This window comes from Clostridium sp. CTA-1 (assembly GCF_054768215.1).
The window spans coordinates 23,937-50,326 of record NZ_BAAAAP010000012.1; the positions used below are offsets into that span (position 1 = coordinate 23,937).

Sequence of the window (26,390 nt, forward strand, 5' to 3'; positions counted from 1 at the left end):
GTAAACTATTTAGATATAATTGAATAAAAATTTTTTTCAATTATAATATATATGAGTAAATAAGAAACAAAAAGAGGAGAGTAATTTATGATAATAGAAGAGAAAAATAATAAATTAGTAGAATTATTTGAAAAAGTTATTTCTTTTATAAACCATTTAAGTGAAATAGAAAAAGATCAAGAGAAAAATTTAATTGAAGCAATTTTAAATATAAAGGAAGATAAAGAAGAAGGAGATAAGGAATTTAAAAAAATAACAGATAATGATATAAAAGAAATATCCTTATCTGAGTTCCACGTTATAGAATGTATAGGTAAAAATAATATGTCTAATAATATATTCATAGCAAAAGAGCTTAATATGACCAAAGGTGGTATATCAAAAATAAATTCAAAACTTCTTTCAAAAGATATTATTAAAGCAGATAAGATTGAAAATGATAAAAGAGAAATTTATTATAGCTTAACAGAAAAAGGTATAGTTTTGTTTAAACTACATGAGTATCTTCATAAAAAAGAACAAGAAAAGTTAATGAAAATTTTAAGTAACTATAAACAAGAAGAAATAACTACTATTTTAAAATTTTTAGATGATTTAGAGAAAGTTATATAATCTAAATTATTTATCTAAATAAGGAATGTTTGTTGTTGATAGATTTTAAAAAGTACAATAAAAAATATAAGTAAAATGTACAAGAGTATACTTATAAATATAAAAAAGTATAAAAGCATTGTAAAAACTAATTAGGTAATAAATTTCATAGTTTTTTCAATTTATAAAATATACTAAAGGACAAGCTATGTAAAAATATTAAATTAACTAAATGAATTTGATATAATCTAAATATGCATAAATCATCTATTAATATAAAAATTATTTTTTTAATAATTAGGAGATAAATTAAATGAAAGATTTATTTACAATTGGAGAAATATCAAAATTATTTAATGTTAATATAGGAACATTAAGATATTATGATGAAATTGACTTATTTAAGCCAATATTTATAGATAGAACTAATAGTTATAGATATTATTCAACAGATCAATTTGAACAATTAAACACAATAAAGTATTTAAAAGCTCTTGGAATGTCATTAAACACAATAGATTATCATTTAAAGAAACGTAGTATTGATAATATTATTGAGTTATTTGAAAAACAGAAAAAAATTACGGAAGAAAAGATAAAAGAATTAGAATTTACAAAGCAAAAAATTCAAAACAGAATAAATCAAATTAACTATGCAAGGCAATACCATAACTTGGACGTGGTTCGAGAGATTGAATTTGAAGAGAGAAGTATTGTTTTATTAAAAGAAAAAATAAAATCCAATAATGATTTAGAATTATCCATTAGACATTTAGAGAATAAGACTAATAAAAATGCTTCTATTTTTAACGGGAAAATAGGAGTATCAATCTCTATAGATAAATTGAAGAATAGAATACTTGATGAATATGATTATATTTTTTTATTTACAGAAGGGGAAAGATATAATAAAAATCTGATAAAAGTATTACCAGAAGGTACTTACATTAGTGTTCGTTTTACTGGAACTCACGAAAATTCTCCAGTATATTATGATAAGCTTTTAAAATACATTGAAGAAAAAGGATATACAATCATTGATGATTCAATAGAAATAACGTTAATTGATTTTGGATTAACTACTGAAAAATCAGAATTTATAACGGAAATTCAAATATTAATAAATAAATCTTGACACTCTAGTAACTAGAGACTTTATAATTTGTAAAATAGATAAATTGTTAATCTATAATAACAATAGTGAAATCTATTTAATTATTATACTTAGTATTTTAGTTGTAGTTTTTAAAGGATAATTAAACTTAAAAGATAATTATACATATTGATATTATTTTGTTTTTGTTAAATGTCATTACAATGAACTAAATTATATTTTAAGGGGGATAATTATGAAGTTTATAGTAGCAAAAGAAGTTTTTGAGAATCTGGATAATGTATGTTTCGGTATTGTGGTAGCTAAGGGAATTAATAATAAAGAGAGTATGGAGGCTACTCAGCTTTTAAAAGATAGTATAGAATTAATTGAAACAAAATTTAAAGATAAAAATGTAAAAGAAACAGAAGAGATGGTGTATTATAGAGAAGCATTTTTGAAATTAGGTATTAATCCTAATAAATTTAAAAGCTCCATTGAAGCAATAACTACAAGAGTAGCAAAAAAGAAAGGATTCCCTAATATAAATCCAGTTGTGGATATAGGAAATGCAGTTTCATTAAAATATCTAGTTCCGCTAGGTGCTCATGATATAGATACTGCCAAAGAAGACATTTGTCTTAGATTTTCAAAAGAAGGAGATACATTCCTTCCTTTTGGTGAAAATGAATTGGAACTTTTAGGAGAGGATGAACTTATTTACTCTGTAGGTAACAAAGTAAAAACAAGAAGATGGATATGGAGACAAAGCGAACAAGGTAAAATTACTGAAGAGAGCAGGAATATATTTTTCCCTATAGATGGATTTAAAGATAAAAACTATAATAATGTAATTGATGCAAGAAATGAACTGGCAGAAATATTAAAAAAGAATTTTAATTGTGAAATAAAAGTAGGATTTGTAGATATAAATAATACTGAATTTGAATTTTAAATAATAAATATAAGGGTTTAACTTTTAAGTTTACGACCGTTTCAAATTTATAGATATAAGTATAAGCATAAAGAGATTAGGGGAGAGAATTCTAATCTCTTTATGCTATATTGGAGATGCATTTTATTTTCTTACTAAATTTTATATGAATTTTAGAGTTTTTATATTTATAATTACTTAGGGAGTAAATTATTAATGTTTCTCCCTAAGATACTTATGAATAAATAAGATATTGAAATTTATAAAGAGCTAGGAAAATAATTGTGATAATAGAGTAACTTTAAGGAAGTAAACGAGTTCTATCTCTTGTAATTAATGCAGCTTCCCTAACATTTTCTAATCCTAAAAGCCTTGCTGTCAATCGCTCTAAGCCAATGGCAAGGCCACCATGCTTAGGCATGCCATACTTGAAAACAGATAAATAACTCTCATAATCCTTAGGATTAAATCCTTTAAATTTCATATTGTCTATTAACATGTTATAGTCATGAATCCTTTGGCCCCCTGTAGTAATCTCTATACCTCTAAATAACAGATCAAAACTGTGAGTGCCATCTTCACCTAGAGGCATAGTATACATTGGTCTCTTCTTTCTAGGATAGTTAGTTAAAAATATGAAATCACTATTTAACTTTTCCTTTGCATACTTACAGATTAGTTTTTCACTTTCTGGATCTAGGTCATAAGTTAAGTTATTTTTATTATATTCCCGACTTAATATACCTAATGCTTCCTTAAATGTAATTTTAGGTATTCCGCCTTGAATCCTTGGTAATTCTGCCTCCAATAAATTAAAATATTCTCTACATTCATTATTAAGCTTCTCTAATATGAACTTTAATAGCCTTTCTTCAATTTCCATGATATCTTTCTCATCTTCTATAAATCCAATTTCTAAGTCCATACTAATATATTCATTTAGATGTCTATTAGTATTATGCTCTTCTGCTCTATAGGCATGACCTATTTCAAATACTCTTTCAAATCCAGCTCCTACCATCATCTGTTTGTAAAATTGAGGGCTTTGAGCTAAATAAGCAGTATTTTCAAAGTATTTTACCTTAAATACTTCTGTACCACCTTCAGCTCCTTCCCATACAATTTTTGGAGTATAAATTTCTGTAAATCCTTCTTTATTTAAAAATTCTCTAAATCCATTTACTATTGAGTTTTGCACCTTAAATATTGAATTTACCTTAGGATGTCTTAAGCTTAACACCCTGTTATTAAGCATAGTATCTAAATTAATTTCTAAATTTTCTTTGTTTATCTCTACTGGAAGTTCATCTAAAGCAGCATTTATAATTTCTAGATTTTCTACTTGTATTTCAAAAGGATTTAAATTATTAGTACTTTCTTTAACAGCTCCTCTTATTGACACTATAGATTCTATCTTTACCTTAGATAAATCCAATTTATTATTATCTACAATACACTGAACCAATCCTGATCTATCTCTTATGATCAAAAATGTTATATTTTTTAATTTCCTAATCTTATGAATCCACCCTTGAAGATTTACTTTTTCATTAATAGAATTTTTAAATTCACTTATTAATGTTCTTTTCATATTTATTACCTCCTAAATAAAATAAGCCTCTTGAGTAAAAACCCAAGGGGCAAAATAATTTGCGGTACCACCCTTTTTAACAATGTTTATACAAAATTAGAATAGGTATCACATATAGAATGAGCTCAAATTTCTATATAAAAAAAGCTCTCGCTCCTTGTAGGAGTGAAAGCTTGTGTTCACGGTACCATCCTAATTTAACAACGTATTAATACTTTGTTATCTCTATTCCCTTTAACGGAGGAAAGCCGGCTTACTCTACTTAATATTTCTGTTCAAATAAGCATCTCCGGGATGTCTTCCAATATTATTTTTCTCATAGGCTCACACCAACCCTACTCGCTGTGGATACTAAATAAATATCTACTCTTCCCATCAAAGATTTTAATCTTTATATTACTCTTTAATATTTGTTTTGTCAATAGAAGTTATTTATAATATCAATTAAGTTTATTGACAAATAAGGATAAATAATTATAAAATAATATTGAACAGTATTTAATATTATTACAGTGTTTAATTATATTTGTAAATGAGAGGTGGAAAATGAAAAAAGGCTTTAAAATTATGAAAAGAGTTTTTCTTAGCTTTATAGTGTTATTAATTTCAGTAATGTTATTATTTTCTTGGTTTATAAAAGGAAATAGTAAGGATTATGGTGAGAATTCTAAAGTATTGAAGTCAGATAAGGTAAGTAATAAAAAGGCTTTAGTAGTATATCAACCATCTAAAAGTAAGTTAACTAAAAAAATTGCGGAACAAATTGCCAGGGGGATAAAAGATGAAGGCTATGAAATTACTATTAATTATCCTGGAAAGCATATGGCAGAGGATATTTCACAATATTCAATTATAGTTTTTGGATCACCAGTTTATGTTGGAGAAACATCATCTACTTTAGCTGATTATATGAAATCTATAAAAGATTTTTCTAATAAAAAAATACTTTTATTTGCTACTGGAGCTCAACTAGAAAATAATGAATTGGACAAAATGGAGCAAAATCTTAGCAAGATAAAAGCTACAGAAAAAGTAGGGTTTAAAAAGGGAATAGATGATGAAAGTAAGGCTTATGAAATAGGGAAGAAAATTGCAGGAGAATAAATTATGAAAATACCAAAATGTACGCCTAATGTTTTAACTGGATTACGTATAGTATTAACTTATATATATCTATTGCTCTTGGATAATTTGAATTTTTATAGTAATAATAGATTATATTTTGCATCTGCTGGAATAGTATTTTTTTTAATATGTGTAACAGATTTTATAGATGGAAAAATTGCAAGAAAAATAAAGGCGGAATCTCTTTTAGGAAGTTTTTTAGATGTAACTGCAGATTTTATTTTTATCATATCTTCACTAGCTCTTTTAAATCTTAATAATAGGATTCCTATATGGTTTACAGTACTTACGTTAATTAAATTTATAGAGTTTTTTATTACATCTTACATTATTAAAAAGTACTATAATGTTTCTAATAATCTCTTTCAATTTGATTATTTTGGTCGTATTGCTGCAATGAACTTTTTTTTAATACCTGGAATGGTTTTATTGACTTATATAGGATTGGATATTATCTATATAAATATGCTTATATGGATAACTTTAATATTGGTTATTATATCCTTTTCAGTAAGATGTACAAAAGTTATAAAGTGCTTAAGTTAAGAAAAAGTAATATCTTCTAGTGCACTAAATAGTTTCTTGTATTAGTTGTAAAGTATTTAAGTTATCCAGGTGCGTAGCAGTGATTAGATTCTACTTTTATAGAAAAGCAGATATCCTAAATCTTAAGTATATAATTTATATCCTAAGCAGATAACTCAAATCTTAAGTAGAGAATCCAAATCTATGATTCGGAGTGAGTCGCTTACACAGAGTGCTGATTTGGAGTGAGTCGCTTACACAGAGAAAATATTGGGTGTGAGATGCTTAATAGAGTATTAATTTGGTGTAGGTAAATGAATTACATGAGCAGGATTGAAGGATTGAAAATGGCAACAGCGAGATAAATAACTATAATGAAGGAGGAGTTTATGGGTATTACTGAAAGAAGAAAATTAGAGAAAGAAATTATAAGAAAAAAAATAATAGACACAGCAAGCCAAATATTAGTTGAGGAAGGGTACGAAAATTTATCAATTAGAAAAATAGCAAATAAAATAGAGTATTCTCCAGGTATTATTTATCATTATTTTAAAGATAAATCTGAAATAGTAACTCTTGTTGTAGAACAGGGGTATGGCAGGATATTAAAAAGCATAAATGAAGTTCCAGTAGATAATGAAAATCCAGAAAAGACTATAGAGCAGGGATTAAGAAAATATATTGAACTTATGTTACAGTACCCGGAGCAATTTAGAACAGTTTTAATGAATGATATTAAATCTATACAAGAAAAAGTAAATATGCTTCATGAAGGTGTTTCAAAGGATAGAAAGAGTATACAACAGCTTTGTAGATTAGTAGAGCTAGGGATTGAAAAAGGTAAGTTTAGAGATATGGATATAGAGCTTACTGCGCAAATAATATGGACTTCAACTCATGGACTTTTGTCTAGGTTGATATTAGAAAAAAATATATCACAACAGCAAAGGGAAAGACTTATAGATCATCATTTTCAGATTCTTATAAGTGGATTGTTAAAATAAAGGGGAGAATAAAAAATGAAAACACTTATCGTTTATGGAACTAAACATGGCACTACGGAAAAATGCAGTAATTTTTTAAAAGACAAAGTTAAAGGAGAAGTTGTAACTATAAATATAAAAAAAGAAAATATGCCAGATATAACTTCATTTAATAACATAATTATTGGTGGATCAATTTATATGGGACAGATTCAAAAGGAAGTAAAAAATTTTTCCATAGAAAATATTAATGTATTAAAAGAAAAAAGAGTTGGGATTTTTATATGTGGACTAAATGAGAAAGATATAGAGGCACAGTTAAACAATGCCTTCCCCAAAGGATTACTAACTAATACTGTTGCAAAAGAATGTTTTGGTGGTGAATGTATACTTAAGAATATGAATTTTTTTGAAAGATTTATAATGAAAAAAGTTGGTAAGATTGATAAGGACACATCAAAAATTTCAAAAGAAAATATTAATAAGTTTGCTCAGTTAATAAATGATGATCATAGTAGCAGGTAAGTAAGTATATTTTAAATATTTAGTTGATAATGCTAATAAAAATAATATAAAGATGGGGCTGTCTCAAAATAGCTTTAATCGTATTTTGAAACAGCCCCATTAATTTATATCTATTTTTTAAGTATATTCTTAAGTTCCATTAAATTAGAAATTTCATAAGTAGGTTTTATTTCTGTTTTATTTATAATTTTATTAGGATTAAACCAGCAGGTATCTATACCAAAATTTATACCTCCTTGTATATCAGAGGTTAAGCTGTCGCCCACCATCAAAACATTTCTTTTATCTGTATGATTCATATTATTTAGAGCATATTCAAATATTTTAGGGTTTGGTTTTGATACCTGGATTTCTTCAGATATTACTATATCTTCAAAGTATTTTCCTATAATAGATTTTCTAATTCTATTATTTTGGACATCCTTAAGACCATTAGTAACTATAGAAAGTCTATAATTTTTATGTAAACTTTCTATAAGATTTATGCTATCATCATACAAAAATGATGCATGGGATAAATGTTTCATATATAATTTTGCAAAATCATATTCATTAAATTTAATATTTAATTTATGAGACAATCTTTTAAATCTTTCAACCTTTAATTCTTCTTGGGTAATAAGTCCATTTTCAAGCTCTTTCCATATAGCTTTATTTATATCCTTGTACACTTTTAAATGATGGTTTTCATCATATTTTATATTAAATTCCAGCATAGCATTTTTAAAAGCATCTCTTTCAGATTTTTTAAAATCAAATAAAGTTTCATCTGCATCAAATATTATAATATTGTATTTCATAATAATCCTCCTGATACGTCTAATTTTTTAATTATAACATACAAATTTTTTATAAAAAATCTTAGATTGTTGAATAAATTAATGCATTTGGATATCGTCATATAATTTAAGATTTTTTGCTTGTATTTATAAGGTCTTGTCATTCTTGCTAATATCTCTTTAAAAAAATAATTATGATAAGTATAATGTCATTTATAAGAGATAAGTTTATATATATAAATTACTCCTATGTTTTGGTTTACAATAGGTTATAAATAAATTACAATAATTATATAGATTTTAATATGACATATGTCATGTTAAGGAGGACTTATGAAAAAAATTTTGAATAATGACCTTTTAAACCATTATATTGATAAGCATAATATAGAAAGTATATTTGATAAGGATATATTAAAATATGCACAACTTCATTTTTATGAAAAAGAGGAATATATATTAAAAGCAGATTCTAATCTTGAATACTATTATTTGATTGTAGATGGGAAAATCAAAATTTCTTATCCCTTTGAAAACGGTAAATCAATGCTTTTAAAGTTTTATAAAGACTTTAATACTATAGGAAATCTAGAGTTTTTAAAAAACATTCCAATACTTTGTGACGTTGATGCAGTAGGGGATACTTATTTGATAGCAATACCTTCAGATATACTTAGAAAAAAGTATTTAGATAATATAAAGTTTTTACACCACTTAATAGACTCTTTAAGCGAAAGCCTTTATGAAACAATTAATAATAGCTCATACAATTTTGTATATCCGCTCATAAATAGATTATCTAGTTATCTAGTTGAACATATAGAAGATAAAAACTATATAATTTTAAATTCATCATTCTTAGAAATTGCTCAATTCCTCGGAACAACCTATAGGCATTTAAATAGAATCTTTAAAGAACTTGAACTAAAATCAATTATAAAATGTGAGGGTAAAACAATATATATATTAGATGAGGAAAAACTTCGAGAATTATCTAAAAACGTGTATATAAAATCTTTATAATGTTAGGATATTGTAGTAAGTATGAGTAAATGTGATCAATAGAATAATAGATGATGATATTGAAATATGGAGTTATAATCCAATAAACAATTTCAATAATATTATTGAAATATGTTATAAAATAGATGACGAAGACTTTTTTATTATCAGCATTATAAGACTTCGGATTTATAGTAAAGTAATTATAGCTAACATTATTAAGATAGACTTAATAAAATAGGACCTACCATAAAAAAGTAAGTCCTTGTTACGTCTTTTAAGAATATTGCTTTTGTTCTAATATAGTAGATTTGGTACTTTATTATTTTGCTAAAACCCCATTAGTCTCTTAACATTAACACAGTTTTCTTTAGAGGTGAGCAGCTCTAAAAGTTTGAAAGCTACATGGAAAGCAGTTGATGGATTGTAGGAAGTAATTATATTTTTATCTATAACAATAGATGTATCAGCAAGAACATTTGCACCAAATTCAGATAATTGATCTTGTCTTTTACCATTCCCTAGATTGTAAGTTGTGGCATTTCTCCCAACTAGTATTCCACTTTTCCCGATAGGCAATGCACCAACACAAATAGAAGCTATTGTTTTTCCTGCTTTATCAAATTCTCTGATTATGTTTAAAAAATCTTCGCTATAAGCATCTTCATAAAATCCTGTTTCTTCAAATCCACCAGGTATTGCAAGCGCATCAAATTCATCAATATTAACTTCATTGATATGCATTTCAGGAGTTACCGTGAAGTTAAAAGTACATTTTAATTTTTCTCTTATTCCAACAGTTATTAATTCTGTGGTACCATCACCTTCTAATTTGTTCCATCCTATAACATCTGTAAAAACACTTGCTTCTACGGCTTCAAAACCATTGGCAAGAAGTAATAATACTTTTTTCATACTTTAAATACCTCCTTTTAGTTATATATTTCAGATTCGGTTTTCTTAAGTATAACCCTATATGTGCCATCAGTAAAATTGAAATAAATGAAGTGAATAATCAAAATATGTGATATCATAATATTATATATTTAAAGTATGAGGAAGTGAGATTAATGGAGATTAGGCATTTGCAGACATTTATAACTATAGTTGAACTTGAAGGATTTACAAAAGCAGCAGATTATTTAGGATATGCTCAGTCTACTATAACAGCTCATATTCAAATTTTAGAAAATGAATTAGGGGAAGTTTTATTTGATCGTTTAGGTAAGAAAATAGTTTTAACTAATGTAGGTAAAGAATTGGTTCCATATGCTAAACAAATGTTACATATATATAAAGAAATTAAGAACATAACATCAGAAGAAAAAGGTGTATCCGGTGATCTAATTATTGGAGCAGGGGAATCCCTATCCATATATCGTTTAGGTAAAATCTTAAAGGAATACAAAAAGAAATTTCCAAAGGTAAACATTATTTTAAAGAATTCAATTTGTAGCGATTTAAGAAGTAAATTATATAGTGGAGAGTTAGACATTATATTCACTATTGAACCTGAAATTACGGATAAAGATTTAATTGTTAAAAATTTAAAAGATGAAAGTATGGTTATTATTGGTGCACCGGATGCAGACTTAGAATTTTTATCAACAAACTATGAAGGTGAATTGGCAAGAGAAAGTATCATATTTAGTGAAAAAGGATGTAGTTTTAGAATAGCATTTGAAAAATACTTAAAACAGAAAAAAATAAAATATGTAAATCCTTTAGAATTTTCAAGTATAGAAGCGGCTAAAAAGTGTGTAATGAATGGCCTAGGAATTTCATTTTTACCCTTTTATACAGTTAGAAATGAGATAAAGGAAGGAAGTCTTAAGACAGTAAAATTAAAAGAACCATTTGATAAGTTCAGAACTCAACTTGCATATCATAAAAACAAAAGTATATCCTTGCCAATGAGTAAATTAATAGAAATTACATTAAAAAATTCTGCTAATTGGAAATAAAGTATAGAATGAATTTATAAATTTTACTAGAAATTATAGAAAATGAGGTGGGTTAATGGATATTGAAAGAATTATAAATACATATGGAAGTTATGTTTTCAACTATGCTCTAAAACTATCTTGTAATCCTTCTGTTGCAGAGGATTTAACACAGGAAACATTTATTAATGCGTGGCAAAAGATTAATACTTTAAAAGATTCAAATGCAATTAAATCTTGGCTTAGAAAAATATGTTTTAATAATTTTCTAATGCATGAAAGAAAAAATAAAAATTATACTGAATTACTTTATGATGATATTAATCTTCTTGAAAAAGAAGAACACTTATTAAAATATAATCCTCCAAGACCTGAAGATGAAGTAATTGTAGAAGAAGCTATCAGTGAGCTACAAAATGGCTGTTTTTTAGCAATGGTAAGATACCTCACATTACATCAACGAATAGCATTTTCACTAATTGATATGTTTGGACTATCTTTAGATGAAGTTTCTAGCTTGATTGGTATTTCAAAGAGTGCAACAAAAGGACTTCTTTATCGTGCTCATATGAATTTAGACTCATTTTTTTATAAGCACTGTAATCTTTTAAATGTAAGTAATCCTTGTAGCTGTAAAGCATGGATTGAGTTTTCTAAAAGGAGAGATGATTTACAAAAGAATTCTAATAAACATAAATTAATTACAAAATTAGATTATAAAGAATCAAACTATAATTTTGATGATGAAGTTCGTGGTAAAATAAATTTTTTATATAAAAACATGCCTGATAGAAAGCCCTCTGAAGAGTGGTATCAACAGGTTATTCATATAATAAATGAAATGTATACTAATAAAAATTAGATAAAATTATTTATAAAACGTGACTTTCCTCTTTTTGTTGCATCTATATAAGTGAAAGAAAAAATTTTTATGTTATAACAGGAGGAATGGTTATGAATAACTATGAAAAAGCTGTGAAGGATTTAGCTCCTTGCGGAAATGATTGCTCAAGATGTGCGTGTTTTGAGAACAGTAAAATAGTTCTATTGAGCAAAGAACTTAATGAGAATTTAGTAAACTTTGAAAATATGGCTGAAAAAATAAAAAATTTTATGCCTATATTTAAGCACTATGAAGAATTTTTAGCAATTTTAAGGCATTTTTCAAAGGGAGACTGTAAAGGGTGCCGTTTTAGTGACAAGCCTACATGTCAATGCAGTATAAATATGTGCCATAAAAAAGAAAAAGTGAACTTTTGTTTTGAGTGTTCTAAATACCCTTGTAATCCAACAACATATAATAAATCTCTTACTAAAGTATGGCAAGATAATAATGATGATATGAAAAAAAATGGTGTTGATAATTTTTATATTATTCAGAAAGAAAACTCAAGATATTAATTGGGCAAAAGCTAGTGAGCTTTTGGACTAAAAGACACAATAAAGTAGAATCTTTAAATAATAAGGATTCTACTTATTTTTTTACTAATATGAAATAATGATATCATATTTTATATTATATAATTTATTAAAATGTTGCAAAGAGTATGTTATGTAGATTATTAAGATAAATAAAAATAATATTGATAGAGAGTATATATGTTGTGCAATTACTGAAAAAGAGTGAACTTTATATTAAATATAAAAAGGATTGGTTAAAAGATGGAGTAGTTTTTAAAAAAATTAAATATTACAGGAATGGGCTTTATACAAATAACCTATGAAATTTATAAATTCATTTAAAGAAATGAGTGGATTACGATTATTTTGATAAAGATTTTCAATACCTATTGAAATAATTCATCAATGGTGATATAATATCATTGCATTGGAGTTAGTATTGCTAACTTATTTATTTTGTACGGGCGTTAGCTTAAGCTAACATAGAAGAAAACTTTAAATTATAACACTTCAGGTGATAATTTAATACATTAACTTTTCAAGAGATGATGTTTTATAAAAATATACATACTAAAAAGATTAGTCAGGAGTAACTATCTTAATAGGAGGTGATTGTTATGACATTAGCGATGGCAAGAGAAGGTGAAGTAAATCAAATAAAGAAAATAACGGGTCGAGATAACGTTCGGCAGTTTCTTGCAAAGCTGGGTTTCGTAGAAGGGGAAAGCGTTACTGTCATATCAGAAATATCAGGAAACATGATAATAAATGTAAAAGATTCAAGAATAGCTATTGGTAAAAGTATGGCTAATAGAATTATTATTTAGAAGGGAGAAATTATTTATGATGACATTAAAAGATGTTGAGTGTGGTAAAAAAGTAACTGTAGTAAAGCTCCATGGAAAAGGAGTTGTAAAAAGAAGAATTATGGATATGGGAATAACTAAAGGGGTTGAAATTTTTGTTCGTAAATTGGCACCTTTAGGAGATCCAATAGAAGTAAATATTAGAAATTACGAATTAACACTTCGTAAAGCCGATGCGGAAATGATAGAAGTAAAGTAAAAAAATAAAATATATACCTTTTAGGAGGGGATTAAATGGAAAATATAAGAATTGCTCTTGTAGGAAACCCCAATTGTGGTAAAACTACAATGTTCAATTATTTAACTGGTAGTTCACAGTATGTAGGTAACTGGCCTGGAGTAACTGTAGAAAAAAAAGAAGGTAAATTAAAACAGCACAAAGATGTAAAAGTAATAGATTTGCCCGGAATATATTCACTTTCACCATATACTTTAGAAGAAGTTATAACAAGAAACTATCTTATTGGAGAAAAACCAGAGGTTATTATAAATATAGTAGATGGTACAAACCTTGAAAGAAATTTATATTTATCAACTCAAGTAATGGAGCTTGGAATTCCTGTTATAATAGCCCTAAATATGATGGACATTGTTAGAAAAAATGGAGATATCATAGATAAGGACAAGTTAGGTAAATCTATGGGATGCACTGTAGTTGAAACATCTGCTTTAAAAGGTGATGGATGTAAAGAATTAATTAATAAAGCAATAGAATTAGCTAAATCACATAAAGAAAATGTAATTGAACATGCTTTTTCAAATGATGTGGAAAAAGTGTTGTCTGATATTGAGAATGAAATTTATAATCAGGTTTCAAAAGAACATTTACGTTGGTTTGCTATAAAATTATTTGAAAATGATGAAAAAGCAATTGAACAAGGAAATATTTCAAAATCTTCAAAAGATAAAGTTGGAGCAATTGTAGCTAGTTTTGAAGATAAATTAGACGATGATGGCGAAAGTATCATAACTAATGAACGTTATAATTACATAAGTAAAATAATTACTAAATGTGTAGTTAAGAAAAATAAATCTAAGTTAACTACTTCTGATAAAATAGATAAAATAGTTACTAATAGAATTTTAGGATTACCTATATTTGCAGCTGTTATGTTCCTTGTTTATTATTTATCTATTTCAACAATAGGTACTGGAGCTACAGATTGGGTAAATGATGTTTTATTTGGTGATATTATACCTCCAGCAGTAGAAGGATTCCTTACATCTATAGGAACTGCTGATTGGTTAGTTTCTTTAATAAATGATGGTATTATTGCTGGTGTAGGAGCTGTACTTGGATTCTTACCACAAATGATGGTATTATTTTTATGTCTTGCGATTTTAGAAGATTGTGGTTACATGTCACGTATAGCTTTCATAATGGATAGAATATTCCGTAAGTTTGGTCTTTCAGGTAAGTCATTTATTCCTATGCTTATAGGAACAGGTTGTGGAGTTCCAGGAATTATGGCATCTAGAACCATTGAAAATGAATCAGATAGAAAAATGACTATTATGACTACTACGTTTATGCCTTGCTCTGCTAAATTACCAATAATAGCTTTAATTGCAGGAGCATTATTCCCAGGGGCGGCTTGGGTAGCACCTTCAGCATATTTTATTGGAATCGGAGCTATTATATGTTCTGGAATAATTTTAAAGAAAACAAAAGCTTTTGCAGGTGAGCCTGCTCCATTTGTTATGGAATTACCAAAATATCATGTGCCTGGCATAAGAGGTGTACTTATTCATATGTGGGATAGAGCAAAATCCTTTGTTAAAAAGGCAGGTACTATAATATTCCTTGCTTGTGGATTAATATGGTTCTTAAAGAGTTTCAATTGGTCATTAGCAATGGTAGAAACTCCAGATTCAATGTTAGCTTCAATGGGTAAAGTAATAGCTCCTATATTTAATCCATTAGGATGGGGAGAGTGGAAAGCAGCAGTAGCCACTATTACAGGATTAATTGCAAAAGAAAATGTAGTTGGTACATTCGGTATTTTATATGGAGCTGGAGAAGTAGCTGAAGATGGTGTAGAAATTTGGAAAACTTTACATGGATCATTTACACAACTATCTGCATATTCATTCTTAATATTTAACTTGTTGTGTGCTCCATGTTTTGCTGCAATTGGTGCAATTAAACGTGAAATGGGTAATGCTAAATGGACTTGGATAGCTGTTGGATATCAAACTGCATTAGCCTATGGAGTAGCACTTACATTTTACCAATTAGGATTACTTTTCACAGGAAAAGGATTTGGAATTGGAACATTAGTTGCTTTAGTATTATTAGCATGGTTCTTATATATGTTATTTAGACCACAAAAAGATTTTTCTAATTCAACTAATATCAAAGGTGATAGGACAGAAAATATTAGCGCATAGCGCGTAAGGAGATAATAATTATGGCTACATTTATAATTGGTACATTAGTAATAGGATCATTTGTTCTTGTTGGACACAAAGTTTATAAAGATAAGAAAAGTGGAAATTGTTGTAGCGGAAATTGTTGTGACTGTCACAGTTCATGTAAACCTACTAAATCAAAATAAAAAAATATAAAAGAATCTATTTTCTAAATACTTGAAAAATAGATTCTTTTTTTATTTTCCTTAAGTAATAATAGTGATGATGAATTTAATATAATTTTATTCAAATTGATCATAGTTGCCTAACAGTTATATAAGAGAACCTAAAAATATGAAATGGATATTTTTTAAGGGGAAGGTGAATATATAAATAGGGAAATATTATCATGAGGGGTATACTATGACAGGAAAAATTATAGAAATAATTCTTAGGAGCATTTTTACATATATTATTCTTAGGAAGAATAATGGGAGGAAAATTAATATCAAATATAACATTTTATGATTTTATTTATAATGTAGGGGAAGTTTTCTATGCTGGTTTAAATTCATCAGAAATTTTATATATTTCAACAAAAACAAAACAATAAGAATCACTAAAGAGAAATAGTGGGATTTCAATTTATGATGATTCTTATGTTTTGATTGATGTATAATTTAGGCTATGTAATCAAATCTGTTTACCCATCAAAACCATTTCATCATATGATTGTAAGCCTCTTCTTTTATAAAATCCTTCTGTACTATCATCTTTTGATGTAAGTAAAATAATTTCAGTTATTCCCTTACCTTTTAAGCGATTTTCAAATTCTTGAAAAATTTTTGTACCAAGACCTTTGCTACGTACATCATTTCTTACACAAAATTCTTTAATATTGAACATTATACCATTATAATACTGTTCTTCACTACCTAAGATCATTCCACAAATTAATTTATCTTCATATGCTACAAGTCCATAGGAAGATTCACAGTTTACCATTTGATATAAGCGTTTTGAGGCAGTTTCAATTGTCCATTCATCATTCCAAGGTGGAGAATTAAATGTAGCAACATACATATCTGCAAGTTTTTTTATATCCGATATTGTTATCTCCTTAAAATTCATAGCTAGTCCTCCTTTAGGTCTTATTTAAATTATATTGTTTTTTACTTTATCATTATGTTAATTTAACTAATGGTAATTATATCATACTCATATGATTGCAGATGATTATTTTAAGAAAAACAATTTGTATTTACAAATTGTTAATATCCATTTATTTGTTTATTTAGAAATATTTTTATGATTTTGTGTTATAATTTTATAAGAACTTTATCTTTTTTCTTTGTTTTATTTTTGTTTAAGCAGTAATTTTAAAATTAGATAAGAATAAAATCTAGTAACATCAGATCTTAATGGAGTTACTTGCTAAATTCACATCAAAGATATTTATTTTGAAAAACTGTATATAAGGTTTGTTATAGATTTGAAGATTAAATTTTTAAAGGTTGCTAATTAGTTTAAGTTTACTAATAATGCAATCTTTCTTGCTATATTAGAAAGTTTAACAACTATGAAACAAGTAATAAAAATTTTTAAAACTTTTCTCTGATAAAATTAATTAGGCCATAGGGGGATATACATGAGAAATAGAAGACAGAAAAAACGAATATTAAGAAGAATTAATTTTATAATAAGTATAGTTATAATTTTATGTACTATACAGATATTATCAAATAAATATAACAGAAGTATAGAATCTAAAAGAGCACAAACTGTTAAAGAAAAGAAAGATGTTAGTGAAAATAATAAACAACAAGCTATTAAGAAAAAGGAACCTAATAGTAAAAATAATAAACAACAAATTTCAAATCAAAGTTTAGTATTAGTAAATAGAGATAATAAACTAGATGAAAGTTATCTACCTCATGATCTTATTGTACCTAATATAAGATTTTTAGGGAATAGAAACTTTCAAATAAGGAGACTAAGGAGAGTAGCTAGTGAAGCTTTAGAAAATCTTTTTAAGGAAGCTAAAAATGAGAACATAATATTATTAGGGGTATCAGGATATAGAAGCTATAATTATCAAGTAAACGTTTATAATAATTCGATTTATAGAAATGGACAACAACATGCGGATAAGTATGTTGCACACCCAGGAACAAGTGAGCATCAAACAGGTTTAGCTATGGATGTAGTTTCAACTGAGTATACTAATTTAGATGAAAATTTTGTTAATACTGGAGCATATAAATGGCTTAAAGAAAATTGTTATAAGTATGGATTTATAATTAGATATCCAAAGGAAAAAGAAAATATTACTGGTTATAATTTTGAGCCTTGGCATATAAGGTATGTAGGAGTAGAGGCGGCTACAGAAATTATGAATAAGGGTATTACTTTAGAGGAATATTTACAGATAAGTAATGAGAATAAATAAAAAAGTTACTATTCGACAAAGAAAATTTAATAGTTTTATTTTTATAATAGTTATTATTAGAATTTTATGTTTTATAGAAATGCGGGCAGATAAAAATAGCAATATAGAGTATATAAATACTACCACAAAATCTAAAAAATAGACATGCTGTTCAGTCAAAGAAAGTTAGAATTGGATATAAAAAAAGAAAGTTTATTAATAAATAGATTAGATAAAACTTATTAATATTATTGCATAACAAAACATATTTCTAGCCATAATAAAAAATAGGTATAATGAAATAAAGGAGATAGATGTTATGAAAAATAAACCAGATGATAGAAGAGATAATGTAGATAAAATTCAATATAATATTACTAAGACTATCCAAAATTGTGAGCTCGCAGATGAAATGATTGCAAAAACAGATGATGAAAAAATGAAAGAAACGCTAATAGAAAAAAATCAAAGAAGAAGAGAAGCACTTGATGGTATGAGAGAAGAAATTAAAGATGAAGCAAGAGATAAGAAAAACGGATATATGTAATTTTTTATAATAAAAATTAGTAGCTTTTTACTTACAGTAGTAGGGCTACTATTTTTTATTTTCAATTATATTAATAGAAAACAACTATTTTAAATATATTAGGATAAACCTTCATATTATCTTCAAATTAAATTGATATAATCTCTTTAAAATAAACAGTAAATTAATAAGTTTGGTATAATTTTAAGATAAGAATTATGTTAGATAAGAGGTGAAATATATGAGTAGCATTTTAATAATTGAAGACGAAAAAAGAGTTTCTGAAGTTCTAAAAGCTTATTTAGAGAAAGAAGGATATAAAATATATTGCGCTACAAAAGGATTAGAAGGTATAGAGATATTTAAATCAATTGATATAAAATTAATAATTCTAGATTTAATGCTGCCAGATATCAGCGGAGAAGAAGTGTGCAAAATAATACGACAGAGTTCAGATGTGCATATTTTTATGCTAACAGCGAAAGGAGCTTTAAATGATAGAATAGAGGGTTTGAATATTGGTGCAGATGAATATTTGATTAAGCCATTTAGTCCTAGAGAACTTACAGCGAGAGTTAATGCTCTTTTTAGAAGATTAAGTACAGATAATAGTACTTCAAATTTAATTTTTGATGATGGAAAGCTAAGCATTGATTATGATAAAAGAGTTGTAAAAGTTAATGGAAAAGAAGTTTCAATTACTCCAAATGAGTTTGACATACTGTATGCACTTGTTTCAAACAAGGGTAAAGTTTTATCAAGAGAACAACTCATAGATAAAATATTTGGTATAGATTTTGATGGGTATGATAGAACTATTGATGTTCATATAAAGAATATTCGTAAGAAGATAGAAGAAGATACTAAGAATCCTAAATACATTGTTACAGTTATGAAGGTAGGTTATAAATTTGGTGGTGAAAATTAAGTGCATACAATAAGAAAAAGATTAAGTATTTTATTTGTTATTTGCTCAGTAGCGGGGATATTGCTTGTAACATTATTTGTAAATGCAACTATAAATAAAAAGTTTGATGCATATATGGTAGATGTCCAAGATAAAAGATACGAAAGAATAGTATCTTATTTTGAAGAAGTATATAAAACACAAGGAAAGTGGACTAAAAATTCTGGCGTTGAGTTGATGCATGAAGCTCATATGGGAAATTATTGTTTAACACTTTTAGATATTAATAAAAAAACTATATGGGGTATGAACCCAGAGGATATAAGATTAAATACAATGCCTGTAAAGGATAGAGGTGTTTATAATACTAAGACTTTTGAAATTAAATCAGAAGGTGAAGTAGTTGGATATGTGGGGATTGGACAGTATTCCTCTTTACTATTATCTGAAGAAGATATAAGTTTTAAAACATCTATAAATAAAAGTATTGTTGCTAGTGGAATTCTAACTCTTGTTATTATAATTACCATAAGTCTTTACTTTTCCAAACAATTCTCAATTCCAATTAAGGAGGTTGCTAATTTGTCTGTAAATTTATCGAAAGGAGATTTCGATGGGAAATCAAGTGTTGAAAGTAATATTGAAGAGCTAGAGAATTTAAGAGAAAGTGTTAATATACTAGCTGAAAAATTAAAGTATCAAGATTCTCTAAGAAGAAGATTAGTTTCTGACATATCTCATGAAATTAGAACACCACTAAATGTATTGCAAAATAACCTAGAGGCAATGATAGATGGGGTTTTACCTGTTACAGAAGAAAGATTAAATTGTTTGAATGAAGAAGTAGTTAGATTTGGTAGATTATTAAATAACTTAAATGTATTAAAAGAGTTTGAATCTGAGAGTATTAAGCTTAATTTTAAAAAAATATTCTTAGATGAATTAATTGCAGATATATGTAGCGATTTTTATGCAATAGCGGAAAACAAGAATATTAAACTGCAATACCATATGGAAAATCATGAGGATTATAGTATAACTGGAGATAGAGATAGATTAAAACAAGTATTTATAAATTTACTTTCTAATGCTCTTAAATTTACAGAAGATGGCGGAGAGGTACTAATTAAAATATATAAAAGTGATAAAAAAATTGTTGTAGAAGTTAAGGATAATGGTGTAGGAATTAAGAAGGAAGATTTGCCTTTTATATTTGAGAGACTTTATAGGGGAGACAAGAGTAGACACCAATTTGAAGGAAATGGTATAGGTTTAACTATCGTAAAAAATATATTGCAGCTCCATTATGCAAGTATAGATCTTGAAAGTGAAGAAGGTGAAGGAACTACCTTTAAAATTTATTTTGATAAAAATGTAGATAGCTAAAATAGATATAGGCATGGTTTTTTATAAAAAATAAAATGAGATTAGGAACTTCAATATTTGATTTAATGATTTTTATATCAATATCTATATTTATAATTTATTTTGTACAAGTATATTGCTTAAATCAACATTTTTTAGAAGTATCATGAAGAAATAAGATTTAGGTATTATATTTTTGTATGTAAACAAAATATATAAAGTATACGAAATAGAAACGTAATAAATTTTTATTTGTTTACAAGATACCTCTGATAGATTGAAGGATAATTGCAATTAAATCATCTATTAGTGGACAAAATAGAGGAGTAATAGATATTTTGGAAAATATTATTCAGAAATAAGCTACGGGAGGAAGTTTAATGTGTTCAAGTTTTTAAAAAAATTTCTACAAAAATTAGAACAGGAAAATGGTAAATCTTTTGGTAATAATAAGCTTGATTGTTGTGATTTAAATAAGTCAAATAATAATAGAAAAACTGATAATAAGAGTAAGTAGAGAAAAAGTGAGAAAAGAATCTTAATATAGAAGTCATTACTTGCACAGCCTGGGATAAGATAATTGAAGAAAGTTTATTATCTCAGCAATATTCACACTGCGAATAATTTCTTAGTATGGTGGGGAATGTAAAATATGAAATAGGTTTTATTAAGTGTGAAGACTTTGCAAAAATAAAAAATAAGAAGATTGCTATTTTTATTTTTGTTGAAGTACCTATTCTTATGTATAAAAAAGATACATTTTACTAATTGATATAGTATATGTTAATTTTACAATAAGAAAAGAAGGAGAAGATAAGTGTATGTTAATAGAGGAACATATTCCAAAGGATAAAGGCATTGACAACACTTTCGCTTTGTTACAGGAGGGGTATTTATTTATCAAAAACAGGGCCGACAGGTATCAGTCTAATTTGTTTGAAACTCACTTATTTGGACAAAAGGTAATATGCATGACTGGTGAGGAAGCTGCAAAGTTGTTTTACAAGGAGGAACTGTTTCAACGAAATGGTGCAGCACCTAAGCGGGTACAAAAAACATTGTTTGGCGAAAATGCAATCCAGACTATGGATGATGAAGAACATACTCATAGAAAGCACCTTTTTATGTCACTAATGACTCCAGTATCTCAAAAGATATTAGCTGAACTTGTAATGGAGAAATGGAAATCTTCTATTGATAAATGGGAAGATAAGAAGGAGATTGTACTTTTTAATGAGGAAAAGGAAATTTTATGCCAGATATCATGTCATTGGGCAGGAGTTCCATTACATAAATCAGAAATAAAAAATCGGGCAGAGGATTTTAATTTAATGGTTAATGCTTTAGGGGCAGTTGGACCACAGTATTGGAAAGGGAAAATGGCTAGATCCAGAGCGGAAAAGTGGATGAGAGGGACAATCAAAGATGTTCGTTCTGGTAGGTTGGATGCAGAAGAAGATTCACCACTATATGCTATGGCTTTTCATAAGGATCTTGATGGCAATCAAATGGATACCTCAATGGCAGCCATAGAACTTATTAATGTACTGCGTCCTATTGTTGCTATTTCAACCTTTATTACTTTTGCAGCTTTAGCTTTATATAAACATCCAGAATGTAAAGAAAAATTAATTTCAGGTGGCGATAGCTATGTTGAAATGTTTGTACAGGAAGTTCGACGATACTATCCTTTCTCTCCTTTTATTGGTGCAAGAGTGCGAAAGGATTTTATATTGAATGAATGTGAATTTAAAAAAGGAATGCTAGTGTTACTCGATATGTACGGTACAAATCATGATTCACAGATATGGGAAAAACCTAATGAATTTTATCCAGAGAGGTTTAAAGAATGGAAAGGAAGCTTATTTGCTTTTATTCCTCAAGGTGGAGGTGATCCTGTCAAGACACACCGTTGTCCAGGAGAAGGGATTACCATGGAAATTATGAAAGGAAGCTTAGATTTTCTTGTTAATAAGATTGAGTTTCAGGTTCCAAAGCAGGATTTAAGCTATAGTCTAATAAAAATACCTACATTGCCTAAAAGTGGATTTATTATGACTAATATTAAAAGAAAATTTTAAAGTGATAATAATTTAGGAGGAATTAATTTGGTATAAAAATAAATTGAAATAGATATAGTAAGATAGATAAGAAAAAAGAGAAGGATGATATTAAATTTATAATACACTTCTCTTTTTAGAAATTTTAGAAATATTTTTGTTTACTCAAGATGTTTTTCTCGTATTTTTTCCATATCAGCGGATTTTAAATCATCAACTACTTCAATTATTCCTAAAATAATATTATCTTTTAATATTCCATAACTACCAGATTTTTTAGGGTTAAACTCTACTTCATTTACACCTTTTTTTGCAGTAAATGAAAAGACTTCATTACGAGTTTCTAAATCTAAGATTATATATTTACCTTCAGCATTATCAAAATCATTTAAATTAAAGGTTAATTTAGTTTTTGAACTATTACCTGTAACAGCTATTAATGGCTGTAATTCAGAACCCATGCCTTTAAATGTTGCACTTTGGTATTCACCAGATGGCAGAGCTTTATTAATTAACTTTTCAGTTGGCACTAGAGCCATATTGTTGCCATAAATGCTAGATTGCTCTGATTGGGAAGATTCATCTACTGGTACAGCACAGCAGCTAGGACCTGTGCTTGCAGGAGGTAATGATGGATCAGTTTTTGATGTATCTACGGCATCAAGGTTATCTACAACCTTAATTACGCCACTTATCATTCCCATCCAACAGCTAAAATTTATATCTTTGTCACCAGGGGTAAAGTTTATAATATTTTCTCCTTTTTTTATCTTAAATTCTTTTTCCATTATAGATTGAGCTATAATGGCATTATTACATGAATTAAGTTGTTCTCCATTAATTATCCACTTAACAGGTATTCCCTTTTCCACATAAAAAGCATTAGGTGTATAACCATTGTTATTAGCAGTCATTTTAATAACCTGAACACCATTTTCTAAAGTTGCTTTAGCAACATTTGCATTAGAAAAATTAGCTAAACTTCTAGTATTGCTAGCCAGAGCTTTCATAGGATTAATATTTATACCAGCAAGAGTAAGACCTCTGTTACCCATTATAAACCCAAGAACTATAATAAGGACTCCACTAAATTTAAGCAACTTTTTAGTATGACCTTTACTTAAAAGACCTGATAATGCACCAAAGGTTAGCATAAGTGGTACTGTTCCTAAAGAAAACATAAACATTGATAAAGCGCCTTTTACTGCACTTCCTGTACCTAGAGCAAAAAGCTGCATAGTTTGAAGAGGTCCACAGGGCATAAATCCATTTAAAAGACCAACAATAAATGGAGACCCAGATTTGCTTTTAAATTTACATGCAAAGTGGGGTAACTTAATATGGAATTTTCTAAATATATTAAATCCAGCCATATTAAAACCCATCATAATCATAAATAGACCAGCAAATATTTGAAGAGTTGCTTTTGTAGTAATAGAAAGTGAAAATACTGAACCCAGGGCACCAATTATCCCACCAAGTAGAGTATAAGATATAACTCTTCCTAAATTGTATAAAACTGCTGGCTTCATGGCTTCAAACTTATTTTCACTTTCACTAGATAAACTTTGTGAAAGCATAATTCCACCGCACATGCCTACACAGTGAATTGATGTTAGAATCCCTACTACGAAAAGAATCATATAGGAAGCATTAGTTAGCTTTTCTTCCATATCAAAACCACTAGTCTTTAAGCCTAAGAATATAATAACTGTAGCTATTATAAGAATTCCCATAAAATTATAGTCATTAGAACTTTGTGTGCTGTATCCAGCATTTTTTATAGCAGATTTAATTTTATTTTGGTTGCATAATTTATCATCATATTCAACTTCAACAAACTCTCTCATGTAAGAAGCTTTTGCATGTAATACTCCCTCTAATTTTTTAATAGCTTTTTCAACTCGATTTTCACAAGAGGTACATGTCATATCATATACTTTGATTCTTTCTTTTTTAATACTCATAGAATTCCTCCTAATATGTACTTATAAGACAAAGCAAATTTATACTTTATCTATCATAATAAAAGGTTAGATGATTTTTATTTTCTTAAGTAAAATACTAACAATAAATTTGTATTTTTAGAAACTAAACTTTTATTATAAATAAGAGTATATAAAAAAGATATGTTGATTATATGAAGAAAGTTAAGTAGAAAGTAAATAATATAATTATAAGTAATATATACGTCTTATTAGTGGTACTAGAGTTGTTGAAAAAATACATCTAAATTATATTATTATATTCTTGTTGCAGAAATTATCATTGTAGTATATCAATATTATTTTAACATTTTAGGTTTCTACATATGTTCTACATATAAATAATATACAATTTATCTATAGTGCAAATGCTTTTTAAATTAAGTTAAATATATTGGAGGGACAAGTATGAATTGTCATGGAGATAACAAAGGAAAAGATGGAACTCATAAGCATAATCCATTAAAGCATATGTTGCATATGGTTATTTGCTGTGGATTACCTATAGCTGTTGTAGGACTTTTACCACTTATATCAAGAATTAGTCCTAGTGCTAGTGGTATAATTACAAAGATAGTGCCATTTTTATGTCCAATAATGATGATTGCAATGATACCAATGATGTTTGGTGGAAATAAGAAATCAAGTTGTTGTAATAATGAAAATAATAAAATTGACAATAGAAAGTTAGCTGAACTAAATAAACCTGAGGAATAATGAAACTATTTATATATAGTTAACCATCTATTATATAGGTGTTTATTGATGTTGAGAGCCCTATGATTCATAAGAAATCATAGAGCTCTTAAAATTTCTAAGATATTTTGCATTCTTTAGTTGAGTTATACTCTAATGTTTAATGTAGTCTTTAGTACTCATATCTTCAATGAATACATTATTTGTTAGAAAATCTTCATAATTATAAGAAGCAAATTGTACTCCTCTATCAAAAAGAAATATTACTAATATACTATTAAATCATTCATAATTGCTCCATAATTTCATCTTATAATAAATACATACACAAGGATAAAAAATATAATTTAAAATTAGATTAATAATATTCATAGAAAATAATGATGTTTTCTATAAGATATTATAAATATATTATAGGAGGATGAGAAAAAAATGTTTGGATGTGGATTTGGTAGATCAGCCTTTACAGGTGGATGGTCAACATGGATGATTGTACCTATGATATTTAAACTTTTAATAATTATAGGTATAATATATGCAGTAGTAAAGCTATTTAAGAGTCATATGGTTAATAATAATAATGCTGTAAAAATACTTAATGAAAAATACGCTACAGGAGAAATTAGCGAAGAAGAATATTTAAAAAGAAAAAATATAATGTCTAAATAGTAAAATTATATACTTAAATAGCTAGAGATTAATCTCTAGCTATT

28 protein-coding genes and 1 other annotated feature are annotated in these 26,390 nt (G+C 27.2%); of the genes, 23 read left to right on the forward strand and 5 right to left on the reverse strand.

What is annotated here, in order from left to right; genetic code table 11:
* The first annotated feature begins 87 nt into the window (after positions 1-87).
* The 3 genes from ACYUEW_RS11345 (at position 88) to ACYUEW_RS11355 (ending at position 2,639) form a co-directional block, all read left to right on the forward strand.
* Positions 88-612, forward strand: a complete 525-nt coding sequence (locus tag ACYUEW_RS11345; RefSeq protein ID WP_003489371.1) for a MarR family transcriptional regulator — start codon at positions 88-90, stop codon at positions 610-612.
* A gap of 292 nt (positions 613-904) precedes the next feature.
* Positions 905-1,726 (forward strand): MerR family transcriptional regulator, encoded by an 822-nt coding sequence (locus ACYUEW_RS11350; RefSeq protein WP_003489372.1) that lies wholly within the window; start codon positions 905-907, stop codon positions 1,724-1,726.
* 214 nt (positions 1,727-1,940) lie between these two features.
* The gene (locus ACYUEW_RS11355) at positions 1,941-2,639 is read left to right on the forward strand and encodes a B3/B4 domain-containing protein (protein WP_003489374.1); all 699 of its coding nucleotides are present in this window, start codon (positions 1,941-1,943) and stop codon (positions 2,637-2,639) included.
* 280 nt (positions 2,640-2,919) lie between these two features.
* On the opposite strand, the gene aspS is transcribed toward ACYUEW_RS11355, so the two are convergent.
* Entirely contained in the window at positions 2,920-4,209 is a 1,290-nt protein-coding gene (gene aspS / locus ACYUEW_RS11360) for an aspartate--tRNA(Asn) ligase (protein WP_040109403.1), read from the reverse strand.
* Positions 4,210-4,367: 158 nt separating this feature from the next.
* Positions 4,368-4,597: a binding site (T-box leader), on the reverse strand.
* 158 nt (positions 4,598-4,755) lie between these two features.
* On the opposite strand from aspS, the gene ACYUEW_RS11365 reads away from it, so the two are divergent.
* The 4 genes from ACYUEW_RS11365 to ACYUEW_RS11380 all read left to right on the forward strand — a co-directional run bounded on the left by ACYUEW_RS11365 (position 4,756) and on the right by ACYUEW_RS11380 (position 7,367).
* Positions 4,756-5,313, forward strand: a complete 558-nt coding sequence (locus tag ACYUEW_RS11365; protein WP_003489378.1) for a flavodoxin family protein — start codon at positions 4,756-4,758, stop codon at positions 5,311-5,313.
* A 3-nt stretch (positions 5,314-5,316) separates the two neighbouring features.
* A complete protein-coding gene (locus ACYUEW_RS11370; protein WP_040109405.1) occupies positions 5,317-5,880 on the forward strand; it encodes a CDP-alcohol phosphatidyltransferase family protein in 564 nt (187 codons plus the stop codon).
* A gap of 368 nt (positions 5,881-6,248) precedes the next feature.
* Entirely contained in the window at positions 6,249-6,863 is a 615-nt protein-coding gene (locus ACYUEW_RS11375; RefSeq protein WP_460276791.1) for a TetR/AcrR family transcriptional regulator, read from the forward strand.
* Positions 6,864-6,878: 15 nt separating this feature from the next.
* Positions 6,879-7,367 (forward strand): flavodoxin domain-containing protein, encoded by a 489-nt coding sequence (locus ACYUEW_RS11380; protein ID WP_460276792.1) that lies wholly within the window; start codon positions 6,879-6,881, stop codon positions 7,365-7,367.
* Positions 7,368-7,477: 110 nt separating this feature from the next.
* Here the strand turns inward: ACYUEW_RS11380 and ACYUEW_RS11385 are convergent, their stop codons facing one another.
* On the reverse strand, positions 7,478-8,167 hold the full coding sequence (locus tag ACYUEW_RS11385) for a YjjG family noncanonical pyrimidine nucleotidase (protein WP_460276793.1): 690 nt from the start codon (positions 8,165-8,167) through the stop codon (positions 7,478-7,480).
* Between the two features lie 312 nt (positions 8,168-8,479).
* On the opposite strand from ACYUEW_RS11385, the gene ACYUEW_RS11390 reads away from it, so the two are divergent.
* Positions 8,480-9,169, forward strand: coding sequence for a Crp/Fnr family transcriptional regulator (locus tag ACYUEW_RS11390; protein WP_040109411.1), 690 nt, complete (start codon positions 8,480-8,482; stop codon positions 9,167-9,169).
* A 309-nt stretch (positions 9,170-9,478) separates the two neighbouring features.
* On the opposite strand, the gene ACYUEW_RS11395 is transcribed toward ACYUEW_RS11390, so the two are convergent.
* Complete coding sequence (locus tag ACYUEW_RS11395) at positions 9,479-10,063, reverse strand: DJ-1/PfpI family protein (protein ID WP_257411903.1); 585 nt, start codon at positions 10,061-10,063, stop codon at positions 9,479-9,481.
* Positions 10,064-10,218: 155 nt separating this feature from the next.
* Between ACYUEW_RS11395 and ACYUEW_RS11400 the strand changes: the two genes are divergently transcribed.
* The 7 genes from ACYUEW_RS11400 (at position 10,219) to ACYUEW_RS11430 (ending at position 15,916) form a co-directional block, all read left to right on the forward strand.
* A complete protein-coding gene (locus ACYUEW_RS11400) occupies positions 10,219-11,112 on the forward strand; it encodes a LysR family transcriptional regulator (protein WP_460276794.1) in 894 nt (297 codons plus the stop codon).
* 55 nt (positions 11,113-11,167) lie between these two features.
* Positions 11,168-11,953, forward strand: coding sequence for an RNA polymerase sigma factor (locus ACYUEW_RS11405; protein ID WP_257411901.1), 786 nt, complete (start codon positions 11,168-11,170; stop codon positions 11,951-11,953).
* Between the two features lie 92 nt (positions 11,954-12,045).
* Positions 12,046-12,492, forward strand: a complete 447-nt coding sequence (locus ACYUEW_RS11410; protein WP_257411900.1) for a DUF3795 domain-containing protein — start codon at positions 12,046-12,048, stop codon at positions 12,490-12,492.
* 617 nt (positions 12,493-13,109) lie between these two features.
* Positions 13,110-13,319 carry a FeoA family protein gene (locus ACYUEW_RS11415; RefSeq protein WP_003489390.1) on the forward strand — a complete coding sequence of 70 codons (210 nt, stop codon included), beginning with the start codon at positions 13,110-13,112 and terminating at the stop codon, positions 13,317-13,319.
* A 16-nt stretch (positions 13,320-13,335) separates the two neighbouring features.
* Complete coding sequence (locus tag ACYUEW_RS11420) at positions 13,336-13,557, forward strand: FeoA family protein (protein ID WP_003489392.1); 222 nt, start codon at positions 13,336-13,338, stop codon at positions 13,555-13,557.
* A gap of 35 nt (positions 13,558-13,592) precedes the next feature.
* Positions 13,593-15,749, forward strand: a complete 2,157-nt coding sequence (gene feoB, locus ACYUEW_RS11425) for a ferrous iron transport protein B (protein ID WP_460276795.1) — start codon at positions 13,593-13,595, stop codon at positions 15,747-15,749.
* Between the two features lie 20 nt (positions 15,750-15,769).
* The gene (locus ACYUEW_RS11430; RefSeq protein WP_003489396.1) at positions 15,770-15,916 is read left to right on the forward strand and encodes a FeoB-associated Cys-rich membrane protein; all 147 of its coding nucleotides are present in this window, start codon (positions 15,770-15,772) and stop codon (positions 15,914-15,916) included.
* 487 nt (positions 15,917-16,403) lie between these two features.
* Here the strand turns inward: ACYUEW_RS11430 and ACYUEW_RS11435 are convergent, their stop codons facing one another.
* Positions 16,404-16,841: a GNAT family N-acetyltransferase gene (locus ACYUEW_RS11435; RefSeq protein ID WP_460276796.1), complete on the reverse strand. Its 438-nt coding sequence runs from the start codon at positions 16,839-16,841 to the stop codon at positions 16,404-16,406.
* 517 nt (positions 16,842-17,358) lie between these two features.
* Between ACYUEW_RS11435 and ACYUEW_RS11440 the strand changes: the two genes are divergently transcribed.
* The 6 genes from ACYUEW_RS11440 (at position 17,359) to ACYUEW_RS11465 (ending at position 23,017) form a co-directional block, all read left to right on the forward strand.
* Positions 17,359-18,159, forward strand: coding sequence for a M15 family metallopeptidase (locus ACYUEW_RS11440; RefSeq protein WP_460276797.1), 801 nt, complete (start codon positions 17,359-17,361; stop codon positions 18,157-18,159).
* Between the two features lie 298 nt (positions 18,160-18,457).
* Positions 18,458-18,685, forward strand: coding sequence for a small acid-soluble spore protein Tlp (gene tlp / locus ACYUEW_RS11445; RefSeq protein WP_003491486.1), 228 nt, complete (start codon positions 18,458-18,460; stop codon positions 18,683-18,685).
* A 220-nt stretch (positions 18,686-18,905) separates the two neighbouring features.
* Positions 18,906-19,592 (forward strand): response regulator transcription factor, encoded by a 687-nt coding sequence (locus ACYUEW_RS11450; protein WP_460276798.1) that lies wholly within the window; start codon positions 18,906-18,908, stop codon positions 19,590-19,592.
* A complete protein-coding gene (locus tag ACYUEW_RS11455; RefSeq protein ID WP_460276799.1) occupies positions 19,593-20,957 on the forward strand; it encodes a sensor histidine kinase in 1,365 nt (454 codons plus the stop codon).
* 361 nt (positions 20,958-21,318) lie between these two features.
* Entirely contained in the window at positions 21,319-21,453 is a 135-nt protein-coding gene (locus ACYUEW_RS11460; RefSeq protein WP_003360996.1) for an LDCC motif putative metal-binding protein, read from the forward strand.
* Positions 21,454-21,757: 304 nt separating this feature from the next.
* The gene (locus ACYUEW_RS11465; protein ID WP_460276800.1) at positions 21,758-23,017 is read left to right on the forward strand and encodes a cytochrome P450; all 1,260 of its coding nucleotides are present in this window, start codon (positions 21,758-21,760) and stop codon (positions 23,015-23,017) included.
* 140 nt (positions 23,018-23,157) lie between these two features.
* Here ACYUEW_RS11465 and ACYUEW_RS11470 read toward each other — a convergent pair whose 3' ends face one another.
* Complete coding sequence (locus ACYUEW_RS11470) at positions 23,158-24,963, reverse strand: urease accessory protein UreH domain-containing protein (RefSeq protein ID WP_460276801.1); 1,806 nt, start codon at positions 24,961-24,963, stop codon at positions 23,158-23,160.
* A gap of 426 nt (positions 24,964-25,389) precedes the next feature.
* On the opposite strand from ACYUEW_RS11470, the gene ACYUEW_RS11475 reads away from it, so the two are divergent.
* On the forward strand, positions 25,390-25,698 hold the full coding sequence (locus ACYUEW_RS11475) for a hypothetical protein (protein ID WP_265202997.1): 309 nt from the start codon (positions 25,390-25,392) through the stop codon (positions 25,696-25,698).
* 411 nt (positions 25,699-26,109) lie between these two features.
* Positions 26,110-26,346 (forward strand): SHOCT domain-containing protein, encoded by a 237-nt coding sequence (locus ACYUEW_RS11480; protein WP_460276802.1) that lies wholly within the window; start codon positions 26,110-26,112, stop codon positions 26,344-26,346.
* The last annotated feature ends 44 nt before the right edge of the window (positions 26,347-26,390 follow it).